Annotated in this window: 23 protein-coding genes and 1 tRNA gene; 10 read left to right on the top strand and 14 right to left on the bottom strand. The window is 62.2% G+C overall.

The window, feature by feature from the left end; genetic code table 11:
• The 14 genes from BCL93_RS15155 to rplU form a co-directional block, all read right to left on the bottom strand.
• Positions 1 to 471, bottom strand: coding sequence for a type IV pilus modification PilV family protein (locus BCL93_RS15155; protein ID WP_258396611.1), 471 nt, complete (start codon positions 469 to 471; stop codon positions 1 to 3).
• 15 nt (positions 472 to 486) lie between these two features.
• Complete coding sequence (locus BCL93_RS15150) at positions 487 to 981, bottom strand: GspH/FimT family pseudopilin (protein WP_112056100.1); 495 nt, start codon at positions 979 to 981, stop codon at positions 487 to 489.
• A complete protein-coding gene (locus BCL93_RS15145; RefSeq protein ID WP_112056099.1) occupies positions 972 to 1,388 on the bottom strand; it encodes a type IV pilin protein in 417 nt (138 codons plus the stop codon). Before BCL93_RS15145 ends, BCL93_RS15150 begins: the two co-directional genes overlap by 10 nt.
• A gap of 174 nt (positions 1,389 to 1,562) precedes the next feature.
• Entirely contained in the window at positions 1,563 to 2,516 is a 954-nt protein-coding gene (gene ispH / locus BCL93_RS15140) for a 4-hydroxy-3-methylbut-2-enyl diphosphate reductase (RefSeq protein WP_112056078.1), read from the bottom strand.
• Positions 2,517 to 2,589: 73 nt separating this feature from the next.
• A complete protein-coding gene (gene fkpB / locus BCL93_RS15135; RefSeq protein ID WP_112056077.1) occupies positions 2,590 to 3,036 on the bottom strand; it encodes an FKBP-type peptidyl-prolyl cis-trans isomerase in 447 nt (148 codons plus the stop codon).
• A gap of 13 nt (positions 3,037 to 3,049) precedes the next feature.
• A complete protein-coding gene (gene lspA, locus BCL93_RS15130; RefSeq protein ID WP_112056076.1) occupies positions 3,050 to 3,592 on the bottom strand; it encodes a signal peptidase II in 543 nt (180 codons plus the stop codon).
• Complete coding sequence (gene ileS / locus BCL93_RS15125; RefSeq protein WP_112056075.1) at positions 3,585 to 6,434, bottom strand: isoleucine--tRNA ligase; 2,850 nt, start codon at positions 6,432 to 6,434, stop codon at positions 3,585 to 3,587. The genes lspA and ileS overlap by 8 nt, the downstream gene beginning before the upstream one ends.
• Positions 6,435 to 6,444: 10 nt before the next feature.
• Positions 6,445 to 7,578, bottom strand: a complete 1,134-nt coding sequence (ribF, locus tag BCL93_RS15120) for a bifunctional riboflavin kinase/FAD synthetase (RefSeq protein ID WP_112056074.1) — start codon at positions 7,576 to 7,578, stop codon at positions 6,445 to 6,447.
• A 158-nt stretch (positions 7,579 to 7,736) separates the two neighbouring features.
• On the bottom strand, positions 7,737 to 9,320 hold the full coding sequence (gene murJ / locus BCL93_RS15115; protein ID WP_258396608.1) for a murein biosynthesis integral membrane protein MurJ: 1,584 nt from the start codon (positions 9,318 to 9,320) through the stop codon (positions 7,737 to 7,739).
• A 223-nt stretch (positions 9,321 to 9,543) separates the two neighbouring features.
• Complete coding sequence (gene rpsT, locus BCL93_RS15110; protein ID WP_112056073.1) at positions 9,544 to 9,810, bottom strand: 30S ribosomal protein S20; 267 nt, start codon at positions 9,808 to 9,810, stop codon at positions 9,544 to 9,546.
• Between the two features lie 246 nt (positions 9,811 to 10,056).
• A complete protein-coding gene (gene proB, locus BCL93_RS15105) occupies positions 10,057 to 11,196 on the bottom strand; it encodes a glutamate 5-kinase (protein WP_112056072.1) in 1,140 nt (379 codons plus the stop codon).
• Positions 11,197 to 11,285: 89 nt separating this feature from the next.
• Entirely contained in the window at positions 11,286 to 12,476 is a 1,191-nt protein-coding gene (cgtA, locus tag BCL93_RS15100; RefSeq protein ID WP_112056071.1) for an Obg family GTPase CgtA, read from the bottom strand.
• An 87-nt stretch (positions 12,477 to 12,563) separates the two neighbouring features.
• Positions 12,564 to 12,821, bottom strand: a complete 258-nt coding sequence (rpmA, locus tag BCL93_RS15095; RefSeq protein ID WP_112056070.1) for a 50S ribosomal protein L27 — start codon at positions 12,819 to 12,821, stop codon at positions 12,564 to 12,566.
• A gap of 33 nt (positions 12,822 to 12,854) precedes the next feature.
• Entirely contained in the window at positions 12,855 to 13,166 is a 312-nt protein-coding gene (gene rplU, locus BCL93_RS15090; RefSeq protein ID WP_092527040.1) for a 50S ribosomal protein L21, read from the bottom strand.
• A 261-nt stretch (positions 13,167 to 13,427) separates the two neighbouring features.
• Between rplU and ispB the strand changes: the two genes are divergently transcribed.
• The 10 genes from ispB (at position 13,428) to BCL93_RS15035 (ending at position 24,871) form a co-directional block, all read left to right on the top strand.
• A complete protein-coding gene (ispB, locus tag BCL93_RS15085) occupies positions 13,428 to 14,402 on the top strand; it encodes an octaprenyl diphosphate synthase (protein ID WP_112056069.1) in 975 nt (324 codons plus the stop codon).
• A gap of 116 nt (positions 14,403 to 14,518) precedes the next feature.
• Positions 14,519 to 14,595 (top strand) — tRNA-Pro (locus BCL93_RS15080).
• 1,250 nt (positions 14,596 to 15,845) lie between these two features.
• Positions 15,846 to 16,559: a GntR family transcriptional regulator gene (locus BCL93_RS15070; RefSeq protein WP_112056068.1), complete on the top strand. Its 714-nt coding sequence runs from the start codon at positions 15,846 to 15,848 to the stop codon at positions 16,557 to 16,559.
• 25 nt (positions 16,560 to 16,584) lie between these two features.
• Positions 16,585 to 17,802 carry a CaiB/BaiF CoA transferase family protein gene (locus tag BCL93_RS15065; RefSeq protein WP_112056067.1) on the top strand — a complete coding sequence of 406 codons (1,218 nt, stop codon included), beginning with the start codon at positions 16,585 to 16,587 and terminating at the stop codon, positions 17,800 to 17,802.
• 12 nt (positions 17,803 to 17,814) lie between these two features.
• Positions 17,815 to 19,104 (top strand): TRAP transporter large permease, encoded by a 1,290-nt coding sequence (locus BCL93_RS15060; RefSeq protein WP_112056066.1) that lies wholly within the window; start codon positions 17,815 to 17,817, stop codon positions 19,102 to 19,104.
• A gap of 57 nt (positions 19,105 to 19,161) precedes the next feature.
• Positions 19,162 to 20,208, top strand: coding sequence for a TRAP transporter substrate-binding protein (locus BCL93_RS15055; RefSeq protein ID WP_112056065.1), 1,047 nt, complete (start codon positions 19,162 to 19,164; stop codon positions 20,206 to 20,208).
• Positions 20,209 to 20,218: 10 nt separating this feature from the next.
• The gene (locus BCL93_RS15050; protein WP_112056064.1) at positions 20,219 to 20,740 is read left to right on the top strand and encodes a TRAP transporter small permease; all 522 of its coding nucleotides are present in this window, start codon (positions 20,219 to 20,221) and stop codon (positions 20,738 to 20,740) included.
• A complete protein-coding gene (locus BCL93_RS15045; protein WP_112056063.1) occupies positions 20,733 to 22,691 on the top strand; it encodes an aconitate hydratase in 1,959 nt (652 codons plus the stop codon). The genes BCL93_RS15050 and BCL93_RS15045 overlap by 8 nt, the downstream gene beginning before the upstream one ends.
• Entirely contained in the window at positions 22,691 to 23,623 is a 933-nt protein-coding gene (locus tag BCL93_RS15040) for a hydroxymethylglutaryl-CoA lyase (protein WP_112056062.1), read from the top strand. The genes BCL93_RS15045 and BCL93_RS15040 overlap by 1 nt, the downstream gene beginning before the upstream one ends.
• 3 nt (positions 23,624 to 23,626) lie before the next feature.
• Positions 23,627 to 24,871 (top strand): MFS transporter, encoded by a 1,245-nt coding sequence (locus BCL93_RS15035; protein WP_112056061.1) that lies wholly within the window; start codon positions 23,627 to 23,629, stop codon positions 24,869 to 24,871.
• Positions 24,872 to 24,904: the final 33 nt, after the last annotated feature.

Genomic DNA, 24,904 nt, shown 5'->3' with positions numbered 1-24,904 from the left:
TCAATTCAGGTTCGGTAGACGGAAACGGTATGTAAAGTTGCCATCACCTTCCGCACGGCGCTCTTCCCACTTTACAATGACTTCATATTCACAAACTTCTAGCGGACTGCCATCTTTATCTGTATCGCGCAAGAGACTACCTGCATCACGGAGGATTTTTCCCGATCCTGTAAGCCAAGTACTCATCCAAGCAGACTCTATTTTGGAAAGGGAATTAGGATCAGACGAGTCCTCACCGGGACAATAATGTTCCACACTTTCAGCCAAATATTTCCATGCTCGCTCTTGAGCATCAACCGCAGCGAGCGTAGCCACAGAGCGTTGATATCCGATATGAGCGCTCTGCTGCGCCTTGAGTTGCATTCCGGCTACGCCGAGCAGGCCGATGGATAACACCAGCAGTGCGACCAAGGCCTCGACTAAAGTAAAGCCGTTCATGTGGCGACGGCAGCCTTGAAGTTGACGAGACAATTACGTATCTCCTTCTTACTCTGGCGACGTATCAAGCCGGGCGATACGTCCATAGGTGCTGATCTCGAGACCGTAATAGCGAGGTTTTCCATCGCCTTCAAGCGCGATACGGCATGGATTCAAAGTGCAGGCGACTCTGCGCCCAAGCGAATTGAAAGTGATGGTGCTGTCATCAGCAACATTCAAATCAATCTGTCCGCTTCCGGAGGCTTGGCGGAGCAAAACAACGTCTCCATCTTCATTAACAAAAGTGACCTCCCACTGCCATCCCGTACCATCGGAGGTGTCACCCGGCTCCGTGACCACATAGCTCACATTTTCACGGCGCTTGATCGCCTCGCTTCTGGCCAGGTTCAGGCCGATCAGCACGCTGTTGAACTCGGTTGCGAAACGCTGGCGATTGATCATGTCCACGAAGTTGGGCACCGCGACGGTCGCAAAAATGATCGCCACCGCCATGGTTACCAGTAGTTCGATAAGGGTAAAGCCCTTACTTACCTTCACCAGCATTCTCCTGGATCTGGTGGGTCGACTTCATCTCCTGGGCTTGGAGCCGTACCAGAACCTCGTTGCCCTAAGCTATCTACCCAAATAGTCCCACAATCATCAGGAACCCGCCCAGAACCTGTTGCCGATATTAAGAAACCACCTCCACTGGTGGAGATGCTCGGATTACTCACCGAATATGGGTTTTTTTCCGTTAAATCAACATCAAGATCAATAACAGCATACTCATAATTAGATGTGTAATATCTTTCCATCTGGCCTGCTGCTTCCATCAAAGCAGATTTTGCTTCAGCTAAATTAGAGCGCTCTATGTAACTCGTATAGCTCGGATACGCAATGGAGGCGAGGATGGCGATCACCGCCACGGTGATCATCAGCTCGATCAGCGTAAAGCCCGACTGTGTTTTCATTTTTGCCAATCGCGTCACCCGCATACCCACCCTACCAAAACGTCATGTGCCTCATCCCAGTATGTCTCAGTATGGCCTGCCACGTCATACGTAAGCACGATACTGGGCACAAAAAACCGGGCCTGAGCCCGGTTCCTGTTGACCTCGGTCCGCCTGGCGCCCCAGGCGGTCCCGCTAACCGCTGGCGATCACCTGCTCGCGCAGCTCCTTGGGCATCGAGAAGGTGATGGTCTCCTCGCGGCCGGCGAGCTCCTGTGGAGCCTCGGCGCCCAGCGACTGAAGGCGCTCAATCACGCCATTGACCAGCACCTCGGGGGCGCTGGCACCGGCGGTGATGCCAATCTGCTCGACGCCTTCGAGCCAGCCGGCCTCGATCTGCTCGGCGTCGTCGATCAGGTAGGCAGGTGTGCCGACCCGCTCGGAGAGTTCACGCAGGCGGTTGGAGTTGGAGCTGTTGGGGCTACCTACCACCAGCACCAACTGACTGCCGGCGGCGAGTTCGCGCACGGCGTCCTGGCGATTCTGGGTGGCGTAGCAGATGTCATCCTTGCGCGGGCCCTGGATCTCGGGGAACTTGGCGCGCAGCGCATCGATCACCCGGGCGGTGTCGTCCATCGACAATGTGGTCTGGGTGACGAAGGCCAGGCGACTCGGGTCCTTGACCTCGAGTGCCGCCACATCGGCCTCGTTCTCTACCAAATAGATGGCGCCGCCATGACGGGTGTCGTAGCGGCCCATGGTGCCTTCCACCTCGGGGTGACCGTGGTGACCGATCAGGATGCACTCCTCTCCGCGACGCGCGTAGCGCAGCACTTCCATGTGCACCTTGGTGACCAGCGGACAGGTAGCGTCGAAGACCCTCAGGCCCCGGCGTTCGGCCTCTTCCTGCACCGCGCGGGAGACGCCGTGGGCAGAGAAGATCACGATCACGTCGTCGGGTACCTCGTGGAGCTCCTCAACGAAGATCGCCCCGCGTTCGCGCAGGGTGTCGACCACGAAGCGGTTGTGAACCACCTCGTGGCGCACGTAGATGGGCGCGCCGAAGACATCGAGGGCGCGATTGACGATCTCGATGGCTCGATCAACGCCGGCACAGAAACCGCGCGGGTTGGCCAACTGGATATGCATGCTTGCCTAGCCTTGATGCCCGCGGGCATCGCTTGCGGGAAGAAGCGACCCGGGCAGCGCCCGGGCGATGCGTTCAGTGAGTGGTCGCGGGGGCGACCTTGATCACTTCGACCTCGAAGGTCAGGGTACGCCCGGCCAGCGGGTGGTTGAAGTCCACCGTCACCTGCTCGCCATCGATCTCGGCGATCACGCCAGGCAGCTCACCGCCGGCGGCATCGGCGAAGGACATCACCATGCCCACCTCCGGCACTTCGCCCTCGAAGTCGTCACGCTTCATCAGCTGCAGGTTCTGCGGATTGTGCTGACCGAAAGCATGCTCCGGAGTGATCTCGTAACTGCCGGTGGCGCCATCGGTGAGGCCGGACAGCGGGGCCTCGAAGCCCGGTGGCAGGTTGCCGTCGCCGACCTGAAAGGTCGCCGGGGCCTTGTCGCGGGTGGAATCCACCACCGTGCCATCCTCGAGCTTGAGGGTGAAGTGAAGGGTCACTTCCATCCCCTCGTCGATGCGATATTCGCTCATCTAGTTGGCTCCGTCAGGAACTGGCTCGCCCGCGGCGGGCGTCGCGCAGGGATTCGATGATCAGGCCGATGGCGCCCAGGGTAATGGCGACATCGGCCAGGTTGAAGGCCGGGAAGTACGTCTGGCCCCAGTGGAACGACAGGAAGTCGACCACGTAGCCATGCACCAGCCGGTCATAGAGATTGCCCAGGGCCCCGCCGATGATCAGCGCCAGCGCCACGGCCAGCAGGGTCTCGCCGGCGCGCAGCCGACGCATCCACACGGTGAGACCGACACTGGCGCCGATGGCAATGATGGCGAACAGCCAACGCTGCCATCCGGCGTGCTCGGCAAGGAAACTGAAGGCGGCACCAGTGTTATGCAAGAGCGTCAGGTTGAAGACCGGCAGCACCTCCACCGGACTGGCGTAGGCCAACATGGCCGAGGCCAGCACCTTGCTGCCAAGGTCGGCGACGATCACGGCAAGCGACAGCCATAGCCAGCGCAGCGGCCGCGTCATCGGCGGCGCGCTGTGCTGGTCGGCCTGCGCAGCCGCTGATGGCTCTTGATCAGGCATAGTGACGTGTCTCGCCGGGTCCGTCAGGCAGGTTGGTGATGCAGCGCCCGCAAAGGTCCGGGTGCTCGGGGTGGCTACCCACGTCTTCGCGATGGTGCCAGCAGCGCTCGCACTTGGTGTTGGCGCTTTCCACGACGCTGACCTTGAGGCCCTCGAGCTCGGTGGCCTCAGCAGCGCCGCCTTCCGGCGTTTTACTCTCGGACAGGGGTACCAGGCGCACGTCGCTGGTCAGCAGCACGAAACGCAGCTCATCGCCGAGCTTGGCAAGGGTCGCCTCGAGGGCATCATCGACGTAGAGCGTCACCTCGGCGGCCAGGCCGTTCTTGATCTGCTTGGCGTTGCGGGCGTCTTCCAGGCACTTGTTGACTGCCTGCTTGACCTCGAGCACCCGGGACCAGAACTCGCGACCCAGCGGCGCGTCCGCGGCGAGCGTGGAGAGCCCCTCGAAATAGGTCTCGAGCAGCACGCTATCGGAACGCTTGCCAGGAATATTCTCGTAGATTTCCTCGGCGGTGAACGACAGGATCGGCGCGATCCAGCGCGCCAGCGCCTCGACCACCCGATAGAGAGCCGTCTGGGCACTGCGCCGGGCCAGCGAGTCGCGCTGAGTGGTGTACTGGCGATCCTTGATCACATCCAGATAGAAGCCACCGAGTTCCAGCGAGCAGAAGGAATGCACCTGCTGGTAGACCTCGAGGAAGCGATACTCTTCATAGGCGGTTTCGATACGCGCCTGAAGCTGGGCAGCCCGGTCGACCACCCACTGGTCCAGCGACAACATGTCCTCGAAGGCCACGGCGTCCCGCTCGGGCTCGAAGCCATTGAGGTTGGCGAGCAGGAAGCGCGAGGTATTGCGAATACGACGGTAGACGTCGGCGGTGCGCTTCAAGATCTCGTCGGAGACCGCCATCTCGCCGGAATAGTCGGTGGAGGCCACCCACAGGCGCAGGATGTCGGCGCCGAGCTTGTCCATGACTTCCTGGGGCGCGACGACGTTGCCCATCGACTTGGACATCTTGCGGCCTTGGGCATCAACGGTGAAGCCGTGCGTCAGCAGGCCACGATACGGCGGGTGGCCGTCGATGGCGCAGCCGGTCAGTAACGAGGAATGGAACCAGCCGCGGTGCTGATCCGAGCCCTCGAGGTACAGATCCGCCCGCGGGCCTTCGGCGTGGCCGAGCGGGTGCGAGTGGCGCAACACGTGCCAGTGGGTGGTGCCGGAATCGAACCACACGTCCAGGGTGTCGGTGACCTTCTCGTAGTCGGCCGCCTCATCGCCGAGCAACTCGGCGGGCGTCAGGCGGAACCAGGCATCGATGCCCTCGACCTCGACGCGCTTGGCGACGTCTTCCATCAGCTCGACGGTGCGCGGGTGCAGCTCGCCGGTCTGCTTGTGCAGGAAGAACGGGATCGGCACGCCCCAGTTGCGCTGGCGGGAGATGCACCAGTCCGGGCGGTTGGCGATCATCGAGTGCAGGCGAGCCTTGCCCCAGGCCGGCACGAACTGCGTCTGCTCGATGCCGTCGAGCGCCGCTTCGCGCAGGGTACGGCCGTCGCGGGCGGTGACGTCCATGCCGACGAACCACTGCGCCGTGGCGCGGTAGATGATCGGCGTCTTGTGGCGCCAGCAGTGCATGTAGCTGTGGGTGATGGTCTTGTGAGCCATCAGTGCACCGGCCTCATCCAAGGCCGCGACGATCTTCGGGTTGGCCTTCCAGATCATCATGCCGCCGAACATCGGCAGGTCATCGACGTAGACGCCATCGCCCTGCACCGGGCTGATGAAGTCATCGAATTCCAGGCCATAGGCGCGGCAGGTATTGAAGTCGTCCACGCCATGAGTCGGCGAGGAGTGCACGATGCCGGTGCTGCCCTCGTCACAGGTGACGTAGTCGGCCAGATGAACCGTCGAGGCACGGGCGTAGAGCGGGTGACGGAACTCGATCAGGTCGAGGGCCTCGCCGCGGGTAGTGGCGACGACCTCGCCTTCTAGGCCGAAGCGCGCAAGGCAGCTCTCGACCAGGTCCTCGGCCAGCAGCAGCAGGCGATCGCCCACGTCGACCAGGGCGTAGTTGAACTCCGGATGGACGTTGAGTGCCTGGTTGGCGGGGATGGTCCAGGGCGTGGTGGTCCAGATCACTACCGCGGCGGGCTTGGAAAGCTCGGCGAGGCCAAAGGCCGCGGCCAGCTTGGCGTCATCGCCGCTCGGGAAGGCCACGTCGATGGCTTCGGACTTCTTGTCGGCGTACTCCACCTCGGCTTCGGCCAGCGCCGAGCCACAGTCGAAGCACCAGTTGACCGGTTTCAGGCCCTTGAAGACATAGCCGCCCTTGACCATCTCGGCCAGCGCGCGGATCTCACCGGCCTCGTTGACGAAGTCCATGGTGCGGTAGGGGTTGTCCCAGTCGCCGATCACGCCCAAGCGCACGAAGTCCTGAAGCTGGCCCAGGATCTGCTCGCCGGCATACTCGCGGCAAAGCTCGCGGGCCCGCTGCGGCTCCAGACGCTTGCCATGAGTGGTCTCGACCTTGTGTTCGATAGGCAGGCCATGACAGTCCCAGCCGGGCACATAGGGCGCATCGTAGCCGGCAAGGCTCTTCGACTTGACGATGATGTCCTTGAGGATCTTGTTGACGGCATGGCCGATGTGAATGCTGCCATTGGCATAGGGAGGGCCATCGTGAAGCACGAAGCTCTCACGGCCCTTGCGCGCCTCGCGCAGGCGCTGGTAGAGATCCATTTCCTGCCAGCGAGCTACCCGGGCGGGCTCTCGCTTGGGCAGCATCCCGCGCATCGGGAAGTCGGTCTCGGGCAGATTCAGTGTGTGCTTGTAATCGCTCATAGCCTTGGGGTCAGCCGTCATCTTGGTCGGTAGGGGCCAGGCCCACCGAGGAGTCAGAAGTCGCGGCTTCGCGCGCCAGCGGCGCCGATGCCAGAGGAAGTCCGGTAGAACGTGCAATTGAGGAGGCAGCGGAAGGTGCCGCGTCATCAGCGGGGCCAGCAACGTCCTGTCGCGCCTCGCTTTCATGCGTTGTCGCTGCTGTCGTCGCTATCGAGCCATGGCGTGCGAAATAATGCCGCGCCTGGGCCTGATCGACGGTGATCTGCTGCTTAAGGGCCTCCAGCCCATCGAAGGTGATCTCGCCACGCAGCCGGGCGCAGGGGTAGACCCGCAGCCGCTGGCCGTAGAGATCCTCGTTCACATCGAACAGATGCACTTCAAGCACCGGTCGAGTGCTGCCCACCGTGGGCCGCCAGCCGATGTTGGCCACCCCGGGCAGGCGGCGACCATCGGTCAGTTCAGTGACCACCGCATAGACGCCGCGCAGTGCCAAGGGCTGAGGCAGCAGCGGCACGTTGGCGGTGGGCACTCCAATGGTGCGGCCAAGCTGCTGGTCGACGATCACGCGCCCGGCGAGCCGATAGGGCCGCCCCAGCATGCGCGCCGCCTGGGCGAAGTTACCGCTCGCCAGCAGGGTGCGCACCCGGGTGCTTGAAACGCGCTCGTCATCGAGCAGGAAGGTGCGCGTGTGCTCGACGCCAAAGCCGTACTCCTCGCCCACCCTGGCCAGCAGCGAGAAGTCTCCGTCCCGCTCGCGGCCGAAGCGGAAGTCATCGCCGACCACTAGATGGCGCACGCCCAGGCCCGCGACCAGAACACGTTCGATGAACTGTCGCGCGGTCAAGCTGCGCAGCGCATCATTGAACGGCAGGCACAGCACCTGATCGGCGCCGCACTCGGCAAGCAACCGGGCCTTGTCGCGCAACCGGGTAAGCCGCGGCGGTGCCTGATCGCCTGCGAAGAACTCCCGCGGCTGAGGCTCGAAGACCACCACCGTGACCGGCAGCCCCAGCTTGGCGGCGCGCTCGCGCAACTGATCGAGGATCGCCTGGTGGCCACGATGGACCCCATCGAAGTTGCCGATGGTGGCCACGCAGCCTTGCGGTGCCCTGGGCAGATTGTGTAGTCCTCGAATCACTCGCATGCGTGTCTCGCGCGCCAAGTAAAGGGATCGATTATAACGGCCCGGCCGTCCAGCGCCTATCCATGGCGGCGGGCGCCGGGTCGCTATCCGTTAAGCCGCTATCCATTTAACCGCTGGCCGTTCAGATGCCAGCCATTCAGACACTAGTCGTTCAGACGCTAGCCATTCAGACGAAAGTGCCGCAGGCGAACACCCAGTGCCGCCAGCCAGGCGAAATAGGCCAGGGCCCCGCCGGTCACCAAAGCGGCCAGAGTAGCGACGCGCGGCCAAAGCCCCCAGCCGAGCCACACCTGCCAGTTCGGCGCCAGCAGATAGAGCCCCAGCCCCATCACCACACAGCCGCCGCCCAGCTGCAGGGCGAAGCGCCCCCAGCCGGGCTGGAACACCAGCACGCCCTCGCGGCGCAGCCCGCGAGCCAGCAGGCCGGCATTGAGGAAGGCCGAGAGTGCCGTGGCCAGCGCCAGACCGGCATGTGCCAGCGGCCAGATCAGCAGCAGGTTGAAGACCATGTTGGCCACCATGGCAATGATGCCGATCTTGACCGGCGTCTTGGTATCCTGGCGGGCAAAAAAGCCCGGTGCCAATACCTTGATCAGCATGAAAGCCACCAGACCCAACGCATAGGCCCTCAGGCTCATGGCTGCCATGGCGATGTCGTGATCGGTCATGGCGCCATAGTGAAACAGGGTAATCAACAGCGGTTCGGCCAGCACGCCAAGCGCCAGTGCTGCGGGTAGGCCCAGCAGTAGCACCGCACGCAGCGCCCAGTCGAGCATCTTCGCGAAGTGCTCGTTGGACTGCTCGGCGTGGCGCTTGGAGAGTGCCGGCAGAATCACCGTACCGATGGCGATCCCGAACACGCCAAGCGGCAGCTCGACCAGGCGATCGGAATAATACAGCCAGGACACGCTGCCGGCGGCCAGCAAGGATGCCAGCACCGTGTCCAGCAGCAGATTGATCTGGGACACAGATACTCCGAACAGCGCCGGCGCCATCAAACGCAGCACACGCCGCACGCCCTCGTGGGCGAACGACGGCCAAGGCTTGGGTAAAAGCCCCAACCGTGCAAGGAACGGCGCCTGAAAGGCGAGCTGGGCGACACCGGCAATCAGCACCCCCCAGGCCAGCGCCATGGCCGGATCTTCCATCAGCGGCGTGAGCAACAGCGCCGCACCGATCAACGACAGGTTGAGCAGCACCGGCGTGAAGGCTGGCACCGCGAAGCGGTTCCAGGTATTGAGCACGCTGCCGGAAAAGGCCGTCAGCGAAATCAACAGCAGATAAGGAAAGGTCAGCCGCAGCATGTCGGCGGTCATCGCCAGCTTTTCCGGGTCGCGGCCGAAGCCTGGTGCAAACACCCACACCAGCCAGGGCGCCGCGAGCATCGCCACCGCCGTGATCAGCGCCAGCACCACGGTCAGGCTGCCGGCCACTGCATCGAGCAGCTCGCGGACCTCCTCGCGGGTACGGCGAGTCGCGTACTCGGAGAGCACCGGCACGAAGGCCTGATTGAAGGCGCCTTCAGCGAACAGTCGACGCAGGAAGTTGGGAATCTTGAAGGCCACGAAGAAGGCATCGGCACCGCTGCCAGCCCCCAGCAGGGCGGCGATAACCACATCGCGCACCAGCCCCAGCACTCGCGAAAGCATGGTCATGACGCTGACCACCAGCCCCGAGCGCAGCAGGCCGGCGCGAGCGACGGGCTGAGCCGCCGAGGATGTCGTGGGGTCTTGCTGAGCCACGCGCGATCGCCCCTTCTTTGTTCGACTAGAACCTAGGATTCAACTAAAAACCAGGATTCAACTAAAAGCGAGATGCCAGCCACAACACCATGTTCTAACGACAAAATGCTTCGGCGACAAAATGTTTCGGCCATAAAAAAACCGGCCGAAGCCGGTTTTTCCCTGAGGGCTAAGCGCTTGGCGCGCGAGGCGCGCCGGCCATGTCCCTAGGTCAGCGTCCGGCTTACGCAGCCAGCGCCTTAATTCGCTTGTTCAGGCGGCTCTTGATGCGAGCGGCCTTTTTCTTGGACAGCGCGTCCTTGTCAGCGATGCGGTCGATGACCGGCTGAGCTGTCTTGAACTCTGCCATGGCCTGGCTGTGGTCGCCGCCCTGGATCGCCTTGATGACGCGCTTGATGTAGGTACGCACCATGGAACGCTGACCGGCTTTAAGGACGCGACGAGCTTCTGACTGACGAGCGCGCTTACGAGCTTGTTTAGTGTTTGCCACCGTTATCTCCTTGGAGAATCATTACCGGTTTTGCCGGCAACGCTTTATAAATGTTTGACCTTGCTGGGAAAACCACAAGGCTCCCAACCGGTTTGGCCGTAAAAGTAAACGGGCCGTGTCTGAGAGGATGGCATAGTCTATCACGCGATCCTTGCCCTTGCTACAGCCCGCGCGGCCTCTGGGCCGAGCGCCTTATCTCACCACCCGAGATCACATCACCGCTCGTCGCCATATCGCCATCCGACCTTATATCACCACCAGGTTGTCGCGATGGATCAGCTCGGGGGCTTCCATGTAGCCGAGCAGGCTCTCGATCTGGTGGCTTGGCTTGCCAAGAATGCGCACGGCATCCTCGGCGCCATAGTTGATCAATCCCTTGGCGATGCGCTGACCCTGCTCATCGACGCACTCCACCATATCACCACGCACGAAGTCGCCGCTGAGCGCCTTGACCCCGACCGGCAGCAGGCTCGACCCCCGCTCGCGCAGCACCGTCACTGCTCCGGCATCCAGCGTCAGGCGGCCACGCACCTGCAGCTGACCGGCCAGCCAGCGCTTGCGGGCAGCAATCGGCGCCTGCTCCGGGCGCAGCAGCGTGCCCAACCGCTCGCCCTCGATCAGGCGTGTCAGCACCTCGGGCTGGCGACCGCTGGCGATGGCGGTGACCGCCCCGGAACGAGCCGCCAGGCGCGCCGCCCGCACTTTGGTTGCCATGCCGCCGCGCCCTAGCACACCGCCGCCGCCAGCCATCGCCGTCAGCCGCGCATCATCGGCGCGGGCCTCGGGGATCAGGCTCGCCTGGGGGTTATGGCGCGGATCAGCATCGAAAAGTCCTTCCTGATCGGTGAGGATGATCAGCGCATCGGCTTCGAGCAGGTTGGCGACCAGCGCCCCCAGGGTGTCGTTGTCGCCGAAGCGGATCTCATCGGTGACCACGGTGTCGTTCTCGTTGACCACCGGCACCACCCGCAGCTCCACCAGCGTCCGCAACGCCGAGCGGGCGTTCAGGTAGCGCTTGCGGTTGGAGAGATCGTCGTGGGTAAGCAGGATCTGCGCGGTCAGCACACCATGCCGGTCGAAGTGGCCTTCATAGCACTCGGTGAGCACGTTCTGCCCCACCGCGGCAGCGGCCTGCAGCGCATGCACCGCGCTGGGCCGTGCCTGCCAACCCAGGCGCACCATGCCGGCGGCCACGGCGCCGGAAGACACCAGCACCACTTCGATTCCGCGACGGTGAAGCTCGGCGATCTGATCGACCCAGCCGCCGATCGCCGCCTCGTCGAGGCCGCGGCCGTCGTTGGTCAACAGGGCGCTGCCGATCTTCACCACCACTCGCCGCGCACCGGCCAGGGCATCCCGCCCCGGCGCCTGCTCACTGCCCGTCATTCCCTGCTCTCCCAGTCCGACACGGTCCGACCCAATATTGCCCGATGCGTCAGCGGCCAACCGCCATCACACGACCTGACATCGCACAATCAGGGCGCGTACTCGACCTCGACATCGTAATCATCGTCGTCGAAATCGTCATCATCGTCGTCACCAAAGGTTTTGCGCTTGCGGCCCAGCCGCGCCTCGGTGCGCGCTACTGACTCGCGCTCCATGCGCTCACGCATCTCGCGCTCGTGCTCAGCGACAGCCTCGTCCTCATTCTCGAGACGACGCTGCTCGGTCAGCCAGCGATAAACTGACTGCACCAGCGAATCACAGCCCTCGCCGGAGATTGCCGAGATACGGAATACCGGCCCCTGCCAGCCGAGGCGTTCGACGATTTTGTCGGCCACCGCCTGCCGGTCGTCTTCGGGCAGCAGGTCGAGCTTATTGAGCACCAGCCAGCGCGGCCGCTCGGACAGCGCCTGAGAAAAGGTCTCGAGCTCGTGCACGATCGCCTCGGCGGATTCCACCGGGTCGGTCTCATCAAACGGCGCCACATCGACGACGTGCAGCAGCAGGCGGGTCCGGGTCAAGTGCTTGAGAAAGCGCAGTCCGAGGCCGGCGCCGTCGGACGCGCCTTCGATCAACCCCGGCACGTCGGCCATCACGAAGTGCTGATGCTGACCGAGCTTCACCACCCCAAGGTTCGGCACCAGGGTGGTGAACGGATAGTTGGCGACCTTGGGCTTGGCCGCCGAGACCGCACGAATCAGGGTCGACTTGCCGGCATTGGGCATGCCCAGCAGGCCGACATCCGCCATCACCTTCATCTCGAAGCGCAGGTTGCGGCGCTCGCCTTCGGTGCCCGGCGTGGTACGGCGGGGCGCACGGTTGGTCGAGGACTTGAAATGGATATTACCCAGCCCCCGGCGGCCGCCCTGGGCGACCAGCACCACCTGACCGATCTCGGTGACGTCGGCGATCACCTCGAGGGTATCCTCGTCGATCACCGTGGTCCCTACCGGCACCTTGACGTGCAGGTCCTCGCCGGCGCGGCCGCTCATCTGCCGACCCTGACCGGGCCGTCCGTTCGGAGCCTTGTAGAAGCGCTGGTACTTGAAGTCGATCAGGGTATTAAGGGCGTCGTCACCGATCAGGTAGACGCAACCGCCATGGCCGCCATCGCCACCATCCGGGCCACCCTTGGGCACGTACTTCTCGCGCCGGAAGCTCAGGCAGCCGTTGCCGCCGTTGCCGGCTTCAACGATGACAGAGGCTTCGTCGAGGAACTGCATCTCTCACTCTCCTGACGGGATATTACCGTCATGATACGAAAAGGCCCCGCCGGGGCGGGGCCTTTTTCACTGCAGGTTCGCGGCGTCTCAGGCAGAGACGACAGTCACGAACTTGCGGCTTTTCGGACCCTTGGTCTCGAACTTGATCACGCCTTCTTCCAGAGCGAAGAGGGTGTGATCCTTGCCGATGCCAACGCCGGTGCCGGCGTGGAACTTGGTGCCACGCTGACGCACGATGATGTTACCCGGTGCGACGGCCTGACCGCCGAACAGTTTCACACCAAGGCGCTTGGATTCGGAATCGCGACCGTTGCGGGTAGAGCCCGCCGCCTTCTTATGTGCCATTACGAAAACCTCCTGTAAGGGGAACCGCTGCGCTTAGGCAGAGATACCAGTGATCTTGACTTCGGTGAACCACTGACGGTGGCCCTGACGCTTCATGGAGTGCTTACGGCGACGGAACTTGATGATCGACACCTTATCGCCACGGCCATGAGAGACGACTTCTGCCGCCACTTTGGCACCTTCGACCAGCGGAGCGCCAACCTTGACGTCATCGCCATCGGCGACCATCAGCACTTCGTCAAACTGCAGGCTTTCGCCGGTGGCCACTTCCAGCTTCTCGAGCTTCAGGGTCTGGCCTTCCTGAACGCGGTACTGCTTGCCACCGCTCTTGATAACTGCGTACATAGCGTATCTCCAAACACTCATCGGGTTGAGCTCTTCATCGACCTGCGGCGAGTGGCGCCCCTTTTGGCAGCCATCTGACAGGGAGCATGATGAGTCGGGTGCGGGATTATAATCGCCTCGCACCTGTCAAGCAAGCCGGCCTCATTTCCCGGACGGCGACCAGCTTGACGCCCTACCGGGGGGCCCATAGCATAAGCGCCATCATACAGGCCCACAGTGCTCACGAAGGCCGACTCCCACCTCTATACAAGCAGCTAGCCCATGCAGCCTACAGCGTCGCCTATCCATGCGGCGGTGGCCGAGGACTTCGCCGCCGTCAACCGCACCATTCTGGCCCAGCTGGCCTCCCGGGTCCCGCTCGTCGAAACCATCGGCAACTACATCATCGAAAGCGGTGGCAAACGGCTGCGTCCGCTGCTGGTGCTGCTGGCTGCCCGTTCGCTCGACTACGACGGCAACCGCCACATCACCCTGGCGACGCTGATCGAGTTCATGCACACCTCGACGCTGCTCCACGACGACGTGGTCGACGAATCGCACATGCGCCGCGGCAAGACCACCGCCAACGATGCCTGGGGCAACGCGCCCTCGGTGCTGGTCGGCGACTTCCTCTATTCCCGCTCCTTCCAGATGATGGTCGAAGTGGGCTCGATGCGGGTCATGGAAGTGCTCTCCGGCGCGACCTGCACCATCGCCGAAGGCGAAGTGCTGCAGCTGACCAATATCGGCAATCCCGACATCGACGAAGCCGCCTACTTCGAGACCATCCAGGGCAAGACCGCCATGCTCTTCGAGGCCGCCAGCCACAGCGGCGCGATTCTCGCCGGCGCCAACGCCGAGCAGGAAGCCGCCCTGCAGCGCTTCGGCCGCTACCTGGGCCTGGCCTTCCAACTGGTCGACGATTTGCTCGACTATCAGGGCGATGCCAAGGCGATGGGCAAGAACGTCGGCGACGACCTCGCCGAAGGCAAGCCGACTCTGCCGCTGATCCAAGCCATGGCCAAGGGCACCCCCGAGCAGGCCAAGCTGATCCGACGGGCGATCCGCGAGGGCGGCCTCGACCACCTCGACGAAGTGCTCACCATCGTGCGCGAGACCGGCGCGCTGGAGTACACCCGCGAGCGAGCCGTGGCCATGGCCGACCAGGCTCTGGCCGAACTCGATGCCCTGCCGCCCAGCGTCTATCGCGACACCATGGCCGAACTGACCCATCTGGCAGTCGACCGGCAGACCTGAGCCGCGAACGGGATACGAGTGGCCGATAAAACGGAAAAAGCCAACCACCATTAGGGCTTGCATCCCACCAACGGATCCGTATAATGCGTCTCCGTTGGGCCACACGGCTCAAGCATCGGAGTATAGCTCAGCTTGGTAGAGCGCTGCCTTCGGGAGGCAGAGGTCGTAGGTTCGAATCCTGCTACTCCGACCAAAGAATTCAGTAAAAACGGCCACTTAGCTCATACGAGCGGTGGCCGTTTTTCGTTGCTGAGATTATAGATAGCAAGTGGGCCACACAGACAGATGTGGTTTGTGAAGAGGTGTGTAATACCGCTCTGCGATAGATACCGCTTTATCACCCACTTAGCATCGCTTCCCCCTCTCCCCGTTCTTCCTGTTTATACGTCAGCTTTAGCGCATATTACTGCTGGAGCTACTTGGCTTTAGCCCCGCGAAGCTGGCTATATGCAAGGCAGCGCTTGCTGTACGCAACCTATCTGAAGACCTCCTGAAGGCCATTGGTAATGCCCATATATGGAAATATGTTACTAAGCCGCGATGCAAACGGCAGCTTCGAAACGGCAAATCAGGTGCGCCTAGGATTTTCCGATGGTCGCAACGAGACCTGGCTGCGAGACCTGTTGGCCGGGCACTCTGACCTACTGCCTATCAAAGATGTCGGGCGCTAGCGCTCCCAGGCATCACTCCGGGCTGGCTGGCAGCTACGCGTCGGTGATAGAGCGAATCAGGCGGGTGCCAGGGACTTAAAGCGCGACGCCCCAGTACGCAGCGATCCCTGACAGTCTTGCTGCCATGCCACATCGCCGAATATGTGGCCGTCCACGAGCTGATCTGTCTGATGGAGCCCCACCATGCCCCCAGCCTTCTGGCGACTGCTGGATCGAGCCAAGCCTCCATGAGCATCGCAAGGCCGCGCTGGCGCGGCACGGTATTGAGGTGGTGGGGATCTCATAACGCGACAGAGGCGTTCTCAGGAGGTGCCGACAAATCGGCATTCACGACTAGAGGGATATCCTGCCACCTAAAAGACCCCACCGGCATGCCCCTCCCCATTCCGCCACCAGCACCGCATGCTTATCCAACCTGCGCCAGGTTTCACCTATCCGTTCGCACCACTCAATGACCAGCCACTCAATGACGAGGGCGACACGGAAACTTCAATGACGGCAAACAGCTATCGTAGCGAAAGTTACCCGGGCAATACCGAGTAGCTCGAGCGAATGCTGCGATGTCAGTGTCGGGCCTCCCGACTTTTGAGCCGCACACCTGAAACCAGGTCAGCGGAGGTGAGCGGCCGCTTGGCGTCGGAAACCATAGCCAATCTGCCGATATCACCGGCGCGACAGACCAAAATTGCATACAACATCTCGACCAAGGTCCAATATTTTGCGCTCAAAATGCACACTAACCTCAACATTGCATGCAATAACAGGACGCGAGATGGAAAAGGCAACCTCGACACAGACCTCAACGGGAATCCAGACGGCCACCACGAAGGTGCACGACGTCATCAAGCAGCGGATTCTCGATGGCCACTATCAGGCACATGAATACGTTCGGGAGACGAGTGTCGCGCGCGAGCTAGAGGTCAGCCGGACCCCGGTGCGTGAGGCACTGCGCGAGCTGGTTTCCGAGGGTTGGCTGGAAGCGACGCCTCATCACGGCTCTCGTGTGGTGGCCTGGACGGAAAAGGATGCCCGTGAGGTATTCGAATTGCGCCTAGTACTTGAACCCATGGCCATTCGCCTGGCCTGTGAGCATATGAACAAGCAGTGTCTCGCACGGCTCGAGGCCATGGCGAGCCGCATGGAAGACCTTACCGAACGGGTCGAGACGGACTATGACGTGCGTAATGAGATCGCCCTTCTCAATCACGACTTTCACCGCGAGCTCATTCTCGCCGGCGGCAATCAACGACTTGCCAGCTTGCTGGATAGCGTGGTGCGAACCTCAGTGATCCGGCGCAACTTCGGCAACTACAAGCTCGCTAATCTTCGCCGCAGCATGCGCCACCATCGGGAAATCCTAGACGCCATCCTGGCGGGAAGCCCGACATGGGCCGAGAACGTCATGCGCGCCCACCTGCTCGCGGCCCGTGCCCTGCACGTCCAGTTTCCTGATGCCGCCGACGCCTCGGAGGCATCGACCCGTTAACTCCTGCAGAGGGATTACAACAACAATGAGTGATCACGACACGCACGCTCCAACGCCCCTCGACAACATCAAGGTCCTCGAACTCGGCCAATTGATTGCCGGGCCCTATTGCGGCCAGGTGCTGGCCGACTTTGGGGCCCAGGTCATCAAGATCGAGCCCCCCGGCAAGGGAGATGCCATGCGCCAATGGGGCGCAGCCGACAGCGACACTGGCGAGCCTCTTTGGTGGAACGTCATTGGGCGTAACAAACAGTCTCTGACGCTGGATCTACGCCAACCTCGCGGCCAACAGCTATTACGCGAATTGGCCAGCGACGCCGATGTGATCATAGAGAATTTCCGACCCGGCACTATGGAGCGCTGGGGGCTAAGTTACGACGTCCTCTCCCGCGACAACCCTGGCCTGGTGATGGTGCGTGTCACGGGCTTCGGTCAGGACGGCCCCTACGCCTCGCGTGCCGGTTTCGCCTCGGTGTGCGAGGCCATGGGCGGGCTACGTTACTTGAGCGGCCACCCGGATCGACCGCCGGTGCGAGTAGGTATCTCAATCGGAGACACCCTGGCTGGCTTGCACGCTGCGCTCGGCACGATGATGGCACTACATCAGCGTGAGCGAACCGGTCATGGCCAGGTGGTCGACAGCAGCATCTTCGAGTCAGTGCTGGCAATGATGGAGAGCCTAGTCCCCGAGTATGCCCGCGCCGGAAAGATCCGCGAGCGTAGTGGTAGCGTGCTAAAAGGTATCGCGCCTTCCAACGCCTATCCGGCCCGCGATGGCCGAAACGTGATCATCGGTGCCAACCAGGACACAGTCTTTCGCCGACTTTGTGAGGCGATGGGCCAACCGACACTGGCCGACCACCCGGACTACGCCACCCACCGGGCGCGCGGCGAACACCAACAGGCGATTGATGATGTCATTGCGGGTTGGACACAACAACACGACGCCCAGCAGATCGTCGACCATCTAGCCGATGCTGGTGTCCCGGCAGGGCTGGTCTTTCGTGCGCCAGACATGCTTGAGGACCCGCACTTCCAGGCCAGAAAGGCCATCGTCGAAGTGCCCGACCACCACGGTAAGCCCCTGCCGATGCAAAGTGTCTTCCCTCGGCTCTCCAGCACCCCCGGAAGCGTGCGGCATGTAGGCCCCATCCTCGGCGAGCATACCGAGTCCATCCTCTCTGACTGGCTCGGTCTGAACGCCGAGGCTCTCGCCGCCCTGCGCGACGACCAGGTGATCTGACGGAGGCCTCCCATGGATCCCGTTCTTGTGCTTCTCGTACTGATAGGGCTAATCATTTTCGGTGCCCCTATCTTCCTGGCCCTCGGCCTCTCTGGCTTGCTGGGGCTCTACATGGCCCGCGGCTCGATGGCTTTCTTCTTTGCGCCCTCATCGCTGTTCGGCCAGTTGAACGCGTTCGAACTGATTGCCCTGCCTTTGTTCATCCTGATGGGCAACTTCCTGGGAGCGACCCCGGTAGGCTCAAGCCTTTTCACCGCCGCCGTGCGCTGGCTGAACTGGCTGCGAGGCAGCCTTGCAATCTCATCGGTGGGTGCCTCGGCAATGTTCGGCGCGGTGTCCGGGGTCAGCCTGGCCGGCGTCGCAGCCGTCGGCTCCATTGCCGTCCCGCAAATGCTTGACCGCGGCTACAGCCGTTCTCTCGCCGCAGGCTCGGTGGTGAGTGCCGGAGCCTTGGCGATGCTGATACCACCCAGCGTGCCCTTCATCATCTATGGGGCCGTGGCCAGCGTCTCGGTCGCTGACCTGTTCATCGGCGGTATCGTGCCCGGCATCCTGCTGGCACTCGCCCTTTGCGTCTTCATCTATATACGCGTTCGCCTGAACCCCGACGAAGCACCGGTCAGCCAGGAACAATTTACCTGGAAGCAGCGCTGGAGCAGCCTCGCCAATATCTGGCATGCCGGGCTATTGGTGCTGGCGGTGCTCGGCTCGATCTATTCGGGACTGGCGACACCCAGTGAGGCCGCCGGCATTGGAGCGCTGGGTGCCTTCCTGATTGCCACTGTGGTGTTTCGCAGTCTTAGTTGGGCGAAGTTCATGGCGATCATGGGCAACACGGCGAGAATCAGCGGCACCATCCTGCTGATCATTGGCTGCGCCAAGATCTTTGGCGACTATCTCAACATGGTCCGCGTGCCGCAGCTGCTTACCGAAGCGCTCACCTCCTCCGGCTTGCCTACCTGGGCCATTCTGATCGCCATCATGCTGCTGCTGATTTTACTGGGAATGATCGTCGATGCCGTCTCGCTGATCGTCGTCACAACACCGGTGCTACTACCGCTGATCACCGCTCTGGGCTACGACCCTCTGTGGTTCGGCATCATCATGGTGCTCAATCTTGAGATTGCCGTGGTCACACCACCGGTTGGCCTTAACCTTTATGCCCTGAGGGGTGTCTGTCCGGAGCTCAGGATCGAGGAGATCATCCGCAGTGCTCTTCCCTTCGTCATCGTGCAGTTCCTCGTGCTGATGCTGTTCGTGCTCGTGCCCAGTCTCAGCCTGTGGTTGCCGGGGCTCATGTAACCCCGGTCTAGCAACGCCAACGCTACGCTGTTTTACAACAACAAATGGAGATTCAGCATGCACCTCACTCGTCGACAAGTCCTCAAGTACGGCACCTTTGCCACTGCAGGCGCGTCACTGTTCGGTACCAAAGGCCTGTTCGTACCCCAGGCCCAAGCGGCAACGAACATGACTGGCGTCACCTATCTCCCGCCCTCATACAAGGCACTGACCTACGGATCAAGCCGCTTCGTGGAGCTGCTCAAGGAAAACGGCGGCGATGCCCTGTCCGTGGATTTCTACGATTCTGGCCAGTTACTCAAGGCCGATGAGCAGTTGCCCGCCCTGCGCTCGCGCAGCATCGACTTCATGTTCCACACCTTTTCCTACATTACTCGTTCGGTACCTATTCTGGGCGTCACCGGCCTACCTGGGGTGGTAGGTGAGCTGTATCGACATCCCGAGCGCCTCAAGTTAGGCAGCCCCTTGATGAACCTGATCAATGAGGAGCTGGCTAAGGAGAACCTATACCTGCTCACCTCGGGTGGCGGCATCCTCGAGCCGGAGTATATCTGGAGCACGGCAGCCAGCCCGATCCGTCGCCTTGAGGAAGTGCGTGGCAAGAAAATCCGCATCGTAAGCTTCGAGGCCACCAAGGCTCTGGAGCCCTACGACATCGGCGCCACTCGCATCCCCTCCTCGGAAACCTATATGGCGCTGCAACGTGGCACCGTCGACGCAGGGGTATTCAACATCTCGACGATTATCGGCCGCAGCCTCCAAGAACAGCTGAAGTACTGCTACAAGCTGCCGATGACCGGCTTCTCTGTCGCTCCCTTCATGCTTCGTGATACCTGGGACAACCTGGATGACGATGCCCGGGCCGTGCTTGATAAGGCCGTCAGCTGGTACGACGAGCACTTCATCACACACTGCAACGACGACATCTACGCCAACGAATACTGGCCTCAAGTTCAGGAGGCCGGCGTCGAAGTCATTATCCCAAGCGACGAGGAGATCGAGACATTCAATGCCAGCGTCCAAGGCGTCTGGGATCACTGGAAGGCCGAAGTCGGCGAAGAGGTTGGCGAGCGAGCCATTGCCCTGGCACTTGGCAAGGCCTGAGGAGGTTCGCATGACCAAGACGGCCATGAGTGGCTGGGACGGCCTGCTGGCCGTCCTCCACTGGACCACAAAGGCGGTATTGGTATTCATGATGGTATCGATCTGCTACGACGCCATCATGCGCTATGCCTTTGCCGCCCCAACCAGTTGGAGCCTGGAGATCAACTCCTTCCTGCTGGTTTACCTGGCGGTGATCAGTGCCGCCGAGGCCCAGCGCCACGACGCTCACATCCGCATCACCTATTTCAAAGACAAGCTGCCACCGCGCCTGCGCACCAGCATCGACCTGCTCACCGGACTGCTGGGCGCCGCATTCTGCGCCATCCTGGTGTGGCGTGGTGGCATCATGACGCTGCAAGCCCTGGAATATGGGGAGCGCGTTTCAAGCTCGCTGGGAACGCCCATGGTCTACCCCTACGCGCTGCTGCCGATTGGCTTCGCCGCACTGGGGCTGCAATTCCTGATCGACGCGCTCACCGCCATTCCACGCCTGAGCGAGACCACCGATGAGGAGGCGCCCTACCATGGCTAGTACCCTGAGTCACAAGCTGATCGCCGATCACCTGGTCGGCGGCGACATGACGCCCGGCCAAGAAATCGCCCTGCGCATGGACCAAGCCTTGCTGCAGGACGTACTGGGTACTCTGGTAATGCTCGAGCTGGATGCCATGGGCCTGGAGCGCGTACATACCAGCCCCAGCGTGCAGTACATCGACCACACCCTTGTCCAGCAGGATAATATCAACGCCGATGCCCATCTTTTCCTGAAGAGCGCCTGCGAACGGCTAGGGGTCTGGTATAGCGGCCCCGGCAACGGTATCAGCCACCCCGTCCACATGGAGCGTTTCGGCGTGCCGGGCCAAAGCCTGGTGGGCTGCGATAGCCACACTACCGCGGCCGGCGCCTTGGGAATGCTGGCCATTGGTGCTGGCGGCATCGAGGTCGCCATGGCGATGGCCGGCGAACCCCTCTATTTACCGATGCCCGAGATCATCGGAGTATATTTGGAAGGCGAGCTGCCAGACTGGGTCAGTGCCAAGGACATCATCCTTGAGCTGTTTCGTCGCCATGGCGTTGCCGGGGCAAAAAACTGCATTCTCGAGTACCACGGCCCCGGGCTCGCCAACCTGAATGCCATGGACCGCCATGTGCTGGCCAACATGGGCACCGAAATGGGCGCCACCGCCAGCGTCTTCCCCAGCGATGAGGTCATTCGCAACTTCCTTATCGCCCGAGACCGTGAGAGCGAATGGCAGCCGCTTCACGCAGACCCAGGCTGCCACTACGATCGCAGCGAGCGTCTAGACCTCTCCACGCTGGTGCCATTGATCGCGCTACCCTCAAGCCCCGACAACGTCGTCCCGGTCGCAGAGGCCGCAGGCGAGCCGATGTATCAGGCTTACATCGGCTCCTCGGGCAACCCTGGCTTTTGTGACTTTGCGGTGGTCGCCGAGATCGTGAAGGGCCACAGCGTCGCCGATGCGGTGTCCCTGGATATAAACCCCTCGACGCGCCAAGTGCTCGCCGCCCTCATCGCCGAGGGCCACCTCGGTCACTTGGTGTCAGCTGGCGCGCGACTTCACCAGCCCGGCTGCAACGGCTGCATCGGCATGGGACAAGCACCAGCAGCCGGGCGTAACAGCCTGCGCACCGTGCCACGCAACTTCCCCGGCCGTTCCGGAACCCGCGAGGACAGTGTCTTCCTGTGCAGCCCCGAAACCGCCGCCGCCTCAGCGCTCAAAGGAGTGATTACCGACCCAAGAACCCTGGACATGCCATATATCCGGCCCCGGGAACCTGCTCGTATGGCCGTCAACGACCTATGGTTCGTGCCCCCGATGCCGCCAGAGCGTGCCAGGCAGACCAAGCTGCTGGCGACCGATAACACCCCACCGCTGCCACCGCTGGACCCGCTGCCGACTCGCATTGAGGCCCCTATTCTGCTCAAAACAGGCGACAACGTTTCCACCGACGACATCATGCCTGCCGGAGCCCAGGTGCTGCCGCTCTGGAGCAATGTCTTCGCCTCAGCGGACTATGCCTTCGCGGCCCTTGACCCTGACTACGTGAGGCGAGCCCGGGAACACGGCGAGACAGGCCACGTCATCGTGGGTGGTAACAACTATGGCCAAGGCTCGAGTCGCGAAAACGCCGCACTCGTGCCGAGGCTGCTTGGCCTGCAGGTAGTCATCGCCAAGAGCTTCGCGCGAATCCACTGGCAGAATCTTCCAAGCTTCGGCGTGCTGCCGCTGACTTTTGCCGATCCCGGGGATCATGATCGAGTTCTCAAGGCCCAGACGATAACGATCGACGACCTGCCTAATCAACTCAGCGGCGATGGAAAGATCATGGCTCATCTCGATGGCGAGCCATTGCCCCTGTACCACGAACTAAGCCCACGCCAGATCGACATCCTATCCGCAGGCGGAGTAATCAACTGGCTCCGACATCGCCCCGCCAAGACGAAACAGGAGGCCTTTTAATGCATTCCTTCTCACCGCCACCCCGGGTGGAAATTGTTGAAGTCGCACCGCGCGATGGCTTTCAGTCAATCCACGACCCATTGCCCACTGCTGACAAGCAGCGCTGCATCGCGGCGCTGCTGGATGCCGGCATTACCCGTCTCGAGATCGGTTCCTTTGTAAGCCCCAAGGCCATTCCCCAGATGGCCGATACCGGCGAGCTGTTCGCGGACTTCGCCAATCGTCCGGGGTTGCGGCTCTCGGCCCTAGTTCCCAATCTCAAGGGCGTCGAACTTGCGCTGGATCACGGCATCCGAGAGCTGGTCTATGTGGTCTCGGTGTCCGAATCGCACAACCAGGGGAACGTGCGCCGCAGCGTCGACGAATCCCTAGAAGACTTGGGACGCGTGATCGCACGCCTGCGCCAAACCCAGGGCACTCGGCTGCGCCTTGACCTCGGCACCAGCTTCGACTGCCCCTTCGAAGGCACCATCGACTGGCGACAAGTCGATGCCGTGCTTGCCAAGGCATGTCGGCTCGCCGACGACCTCCCCTTGGAAGTGGCGCTCTGCGATACCACCGGCCGCGCTACTCCCTACCAGGTAGCCAATCATTTCAGCCGACTACGCGAGCGACACGATACCGAAGGGCTGGACTGGGCGTTCCATGGCCATGATACCTATGGCATGGGCGTCGCTAACGCCCTCTTCGCTATCCATCACGGCGCCACGGCCGTGGACAGCGCCTGTGCAGGACTCGGGGGGTGCCCCTTCGCCCCCGGAGCCACAGGCAACACCGCCACCGAGGACCTGCTCTATGCCCTGCAAGGCGGCCAGGTCGAGACGGGAATTGACCTGCCAAAGCTGCTCAACGCTGCAGACCTGATTGCTGCCCTTCCAGGCGGCCAGACCGCCAGCCACCTTCGCAAGGTGCCACGTGAGCGCGTGAGCTAGCGGATGACAGTCATCGTCCTGTTGGCCACTACCCTGGTGCTGGCCTTTTCGTCACTGGTGGCACTGTTTCCTGCTGCCATCGCACCGGCGTTAGCCACTTCACTGGGCGTATCCTCTGCGACGGTAGGCTTCCAGATCAGCCTGGTCTTCGCCGGGGCCATGCTCACCTCACTGGTGGGTGGCCCGCTGACCCGGCGTCTGGGCCCCTGTCGGACCAGCCAGCTTTCCCTGGCCCTTCTGGGCGGTGCCGCCGCCATGCTCTCGATACCCAGCTTGCCAACCTTCGCCCTGGCCTCGCTGACTGCCGGGCTCGGTTACGGCATGACAAACCCCTCCGCTTCACTGCTGCTAGTCCGCTTCACACCCGTCGAACGGCGCGGGCTGATTTTCTCATTAAAGCAGTCCGGCGTGCCCTTGGGCGGCGTTATCGCCGGCGCCAGCGCCCCCGCGTTAGCACTTTCGGTAGGCTGGCAAGCTGGCCTCTTGCTGCTGACCGCCATCGCCTTGCTCGGCATCCTCGTCTTGCAATGGCCCCGCGCGCACTGGGATAACCAACGCGATCCCAGCACGCCCTGGCTGGCTTCGCCCTTCTCGGGACTCTCGGTGGTATGGCATCAGCGCTCGCTACGCTACGTCGCCTTGCTTAGCCTCTGCTTCTCGGCAATCCAGCTATCGATCTCGGCCTTCACGGTGTCGCTGCTGGTAGAAGATCTCAGCTTTGGACTGATGGAAGCGGGATTCGTGATGTCGGGGGTACAAATCTGCGGCGTGGCGGGACGCGTAGGATGGGGGTGGATCGGCGACCGGCTAGGCGACCGGCTAACCACACTGTCCATCATTGCGATGACCACGGCGGTGGGCGCTTTACTGGTCGCGAGCCTGACACCCGCCTGGCCAAAACCAGTGGTAGCTGGACTACTATGCCTGCTGAGTCTCTCTTCGCTGGGATGGAACGGCGTCTTCATGGCCGAGATCACGCACTTGGCACCCTTGAACCGCATCGCCGACGCGGCGGGCGGCTGCCTGGTCTTTACCTATGGCGGTGTGCTATTGGGACTGCCGGTAGTCACGGCGCTGCACGGTGTCTTCGACCGCTACACCACAGTCTTCCTTATGCTTGCCGGCGTCTCCATGATCGGGCTATGGCTGATTCGACTGGCAAAACGTGCATGCCAGACATCCTCCCCGGCCGAGGTATCTACCTCCACCGCCAGCCCTGTAACCAGCGCAAGCCGAGACCATCAATAACTCGACGGTTAGATGACAGGGCCCGGGTATGTT

Source organism: Onishia taeanensis (genome assembly GCF_003268885.1).
In the GTDB taxonomy this organism is placed as follows: domain Bacteria; phylum Pseudomonadota; class Gammaproteobacteria; order Pseudomonadales; family Halomonadaceae; genus Onishia; species Onishia taeanensis_A.
Note: the sequence above shows the minus strand (reverse complement) of the source record. Positions and strands in the feature narration are given on the sequence as shown.

Bases quoted from the DNA above. Each gene is read 5' to 3' on its own strand.
- rpmA (WP_112056070.1), bottom strand. From the start codon at position 12,821: ATGGCACATAAGAAGGCGGCGGGCTCTACCCGCAACGGTCGCGATTCC.
- BCL93_RS15035 (WP_112056061.1), top strand. From the start codon at position 23,627: ATGACAGTCATCGTCCTGTTGGCCACTACCCTGGTGCTGGCCTTTTCG.
- BCL93_RS15145 (WP_112056099.1), bottom strand. From the start codon at position 1,388: ATGAAAACACAGTCGGGCTTTACGCTGATCGAGCTGATGATCACCGTG.
- BCL93_RS15050 (WP_112056064.1), top strand. From the start codon at position 20,219: ATGACCAAGACGGCCATGAGTGGCTGGGACGGCCTGCTGGCCGTCCTC.
- BCL93_RS15150 (WP_112056100.1), bottom strand. From the start codon at position 981: ATGCTGGTGAAGGTAAGTAAGGGCTTTACCCTTATCGAACTACTGGTA.
- ileS (WP_112056075.1), bottom strand. From the start codon at position 6,434: ATGAGCGATTACAAGCACACACTGAATCTGCCCGAGACCGACTTCCCG.
- proB (WP_112056072.1), bottom strand. From the start codon at position 11,196: ATGACGGGCAGTGAGCAGGCGCCGGGGCGGGATGCCCTGGCCGGTGCG.
- cgtA (WP_112056071.1), bottom strand. From the start codon at position 12,476: ATGCAGTTCCTCGACGAAGCCTCTGTCATCGTTGAAGCCGGCAACGGC.
- rplU (WP_092527040.1), bottom strand. From the start codon at position 13,166: ATGTACGCAGTTATCAAGAGCGGTGGCAAGCAGTACCGCGTTCAGGAA.
- BCL93_RS15055 (WP_112056065.1), top strand. From the start codon at position 19,162: ATGCACCTCACTCGTCGACAAGTCCTCAAGTACGGCACCTTTGCCACT.
- BCL93_RS15045 (WP_112056063.1), top strand. From the start codon at position 20,733: ATGGCTAGTACCCTGAGTCACAAGCTGATCGCCGATCACCTGGTCGGC.
- ribF (WP_112056074.1), bottom strand. From the start codon at position 7,578: ATGCGAGTGATTCGAGGACTACACAATCTGCCCAGGGCACCGCAAGGC.
- fkpB (WP_112056077.1), bottom strand. From the start codon at position 3,036: ATGAGCGAATATCGCATCGACGAGGGGATGGAAGTGACCCTTCACTTC.
- ispH (WP_112056078.1), bottom strand. From the start codon at position 2,516: ATGCATATCCAGTTGGCCAACCCGCGCGGTTTCTGTGCCGGCGTTGAT.
- BCL93_RS15060 (WP_112056066.1), top strand. From the start codon at position 17,815: ATGGATCCCGTTCTTGTGCTTCTCGTACTGATAGGGCTAATCATTTTC.
- BCL93_RS15040 (WP_112056062.1), top strand. From the start codon at position 22,691: ATGCATTCCTTCTCACCGCCACCCCGGGTGGAAATTGTTGAAGTCGCA.
- BCL93_RS15070 (WP_112056068.1), top strand. From the start codon at position 15,846: ATGGAAAAGGCAACCTCGACACAGACCTCAACGGGAATCCAGACGGCC.
- lspA (WP_112056076.1), bottom strand. From the start codon at position 3,592: ATGCCTGATCAAGAGCCATCAGCGGCTGCGCAGGCCGACCAGCACAGC.
- ispB (WP_112056069.1), top strand. From the start codon at position 13,428: ATGCAGCCTACAGCGTCGCCTATCCATGCGGCGGTGGCCGAGGACTTC.
- BCL93_RS15065 (WP_112056067.1), top strand. From the start codon at position 16,585: ATGAGTGATCACGACACGCACGCTCCAACGCCCCTCGACAACATCAAG.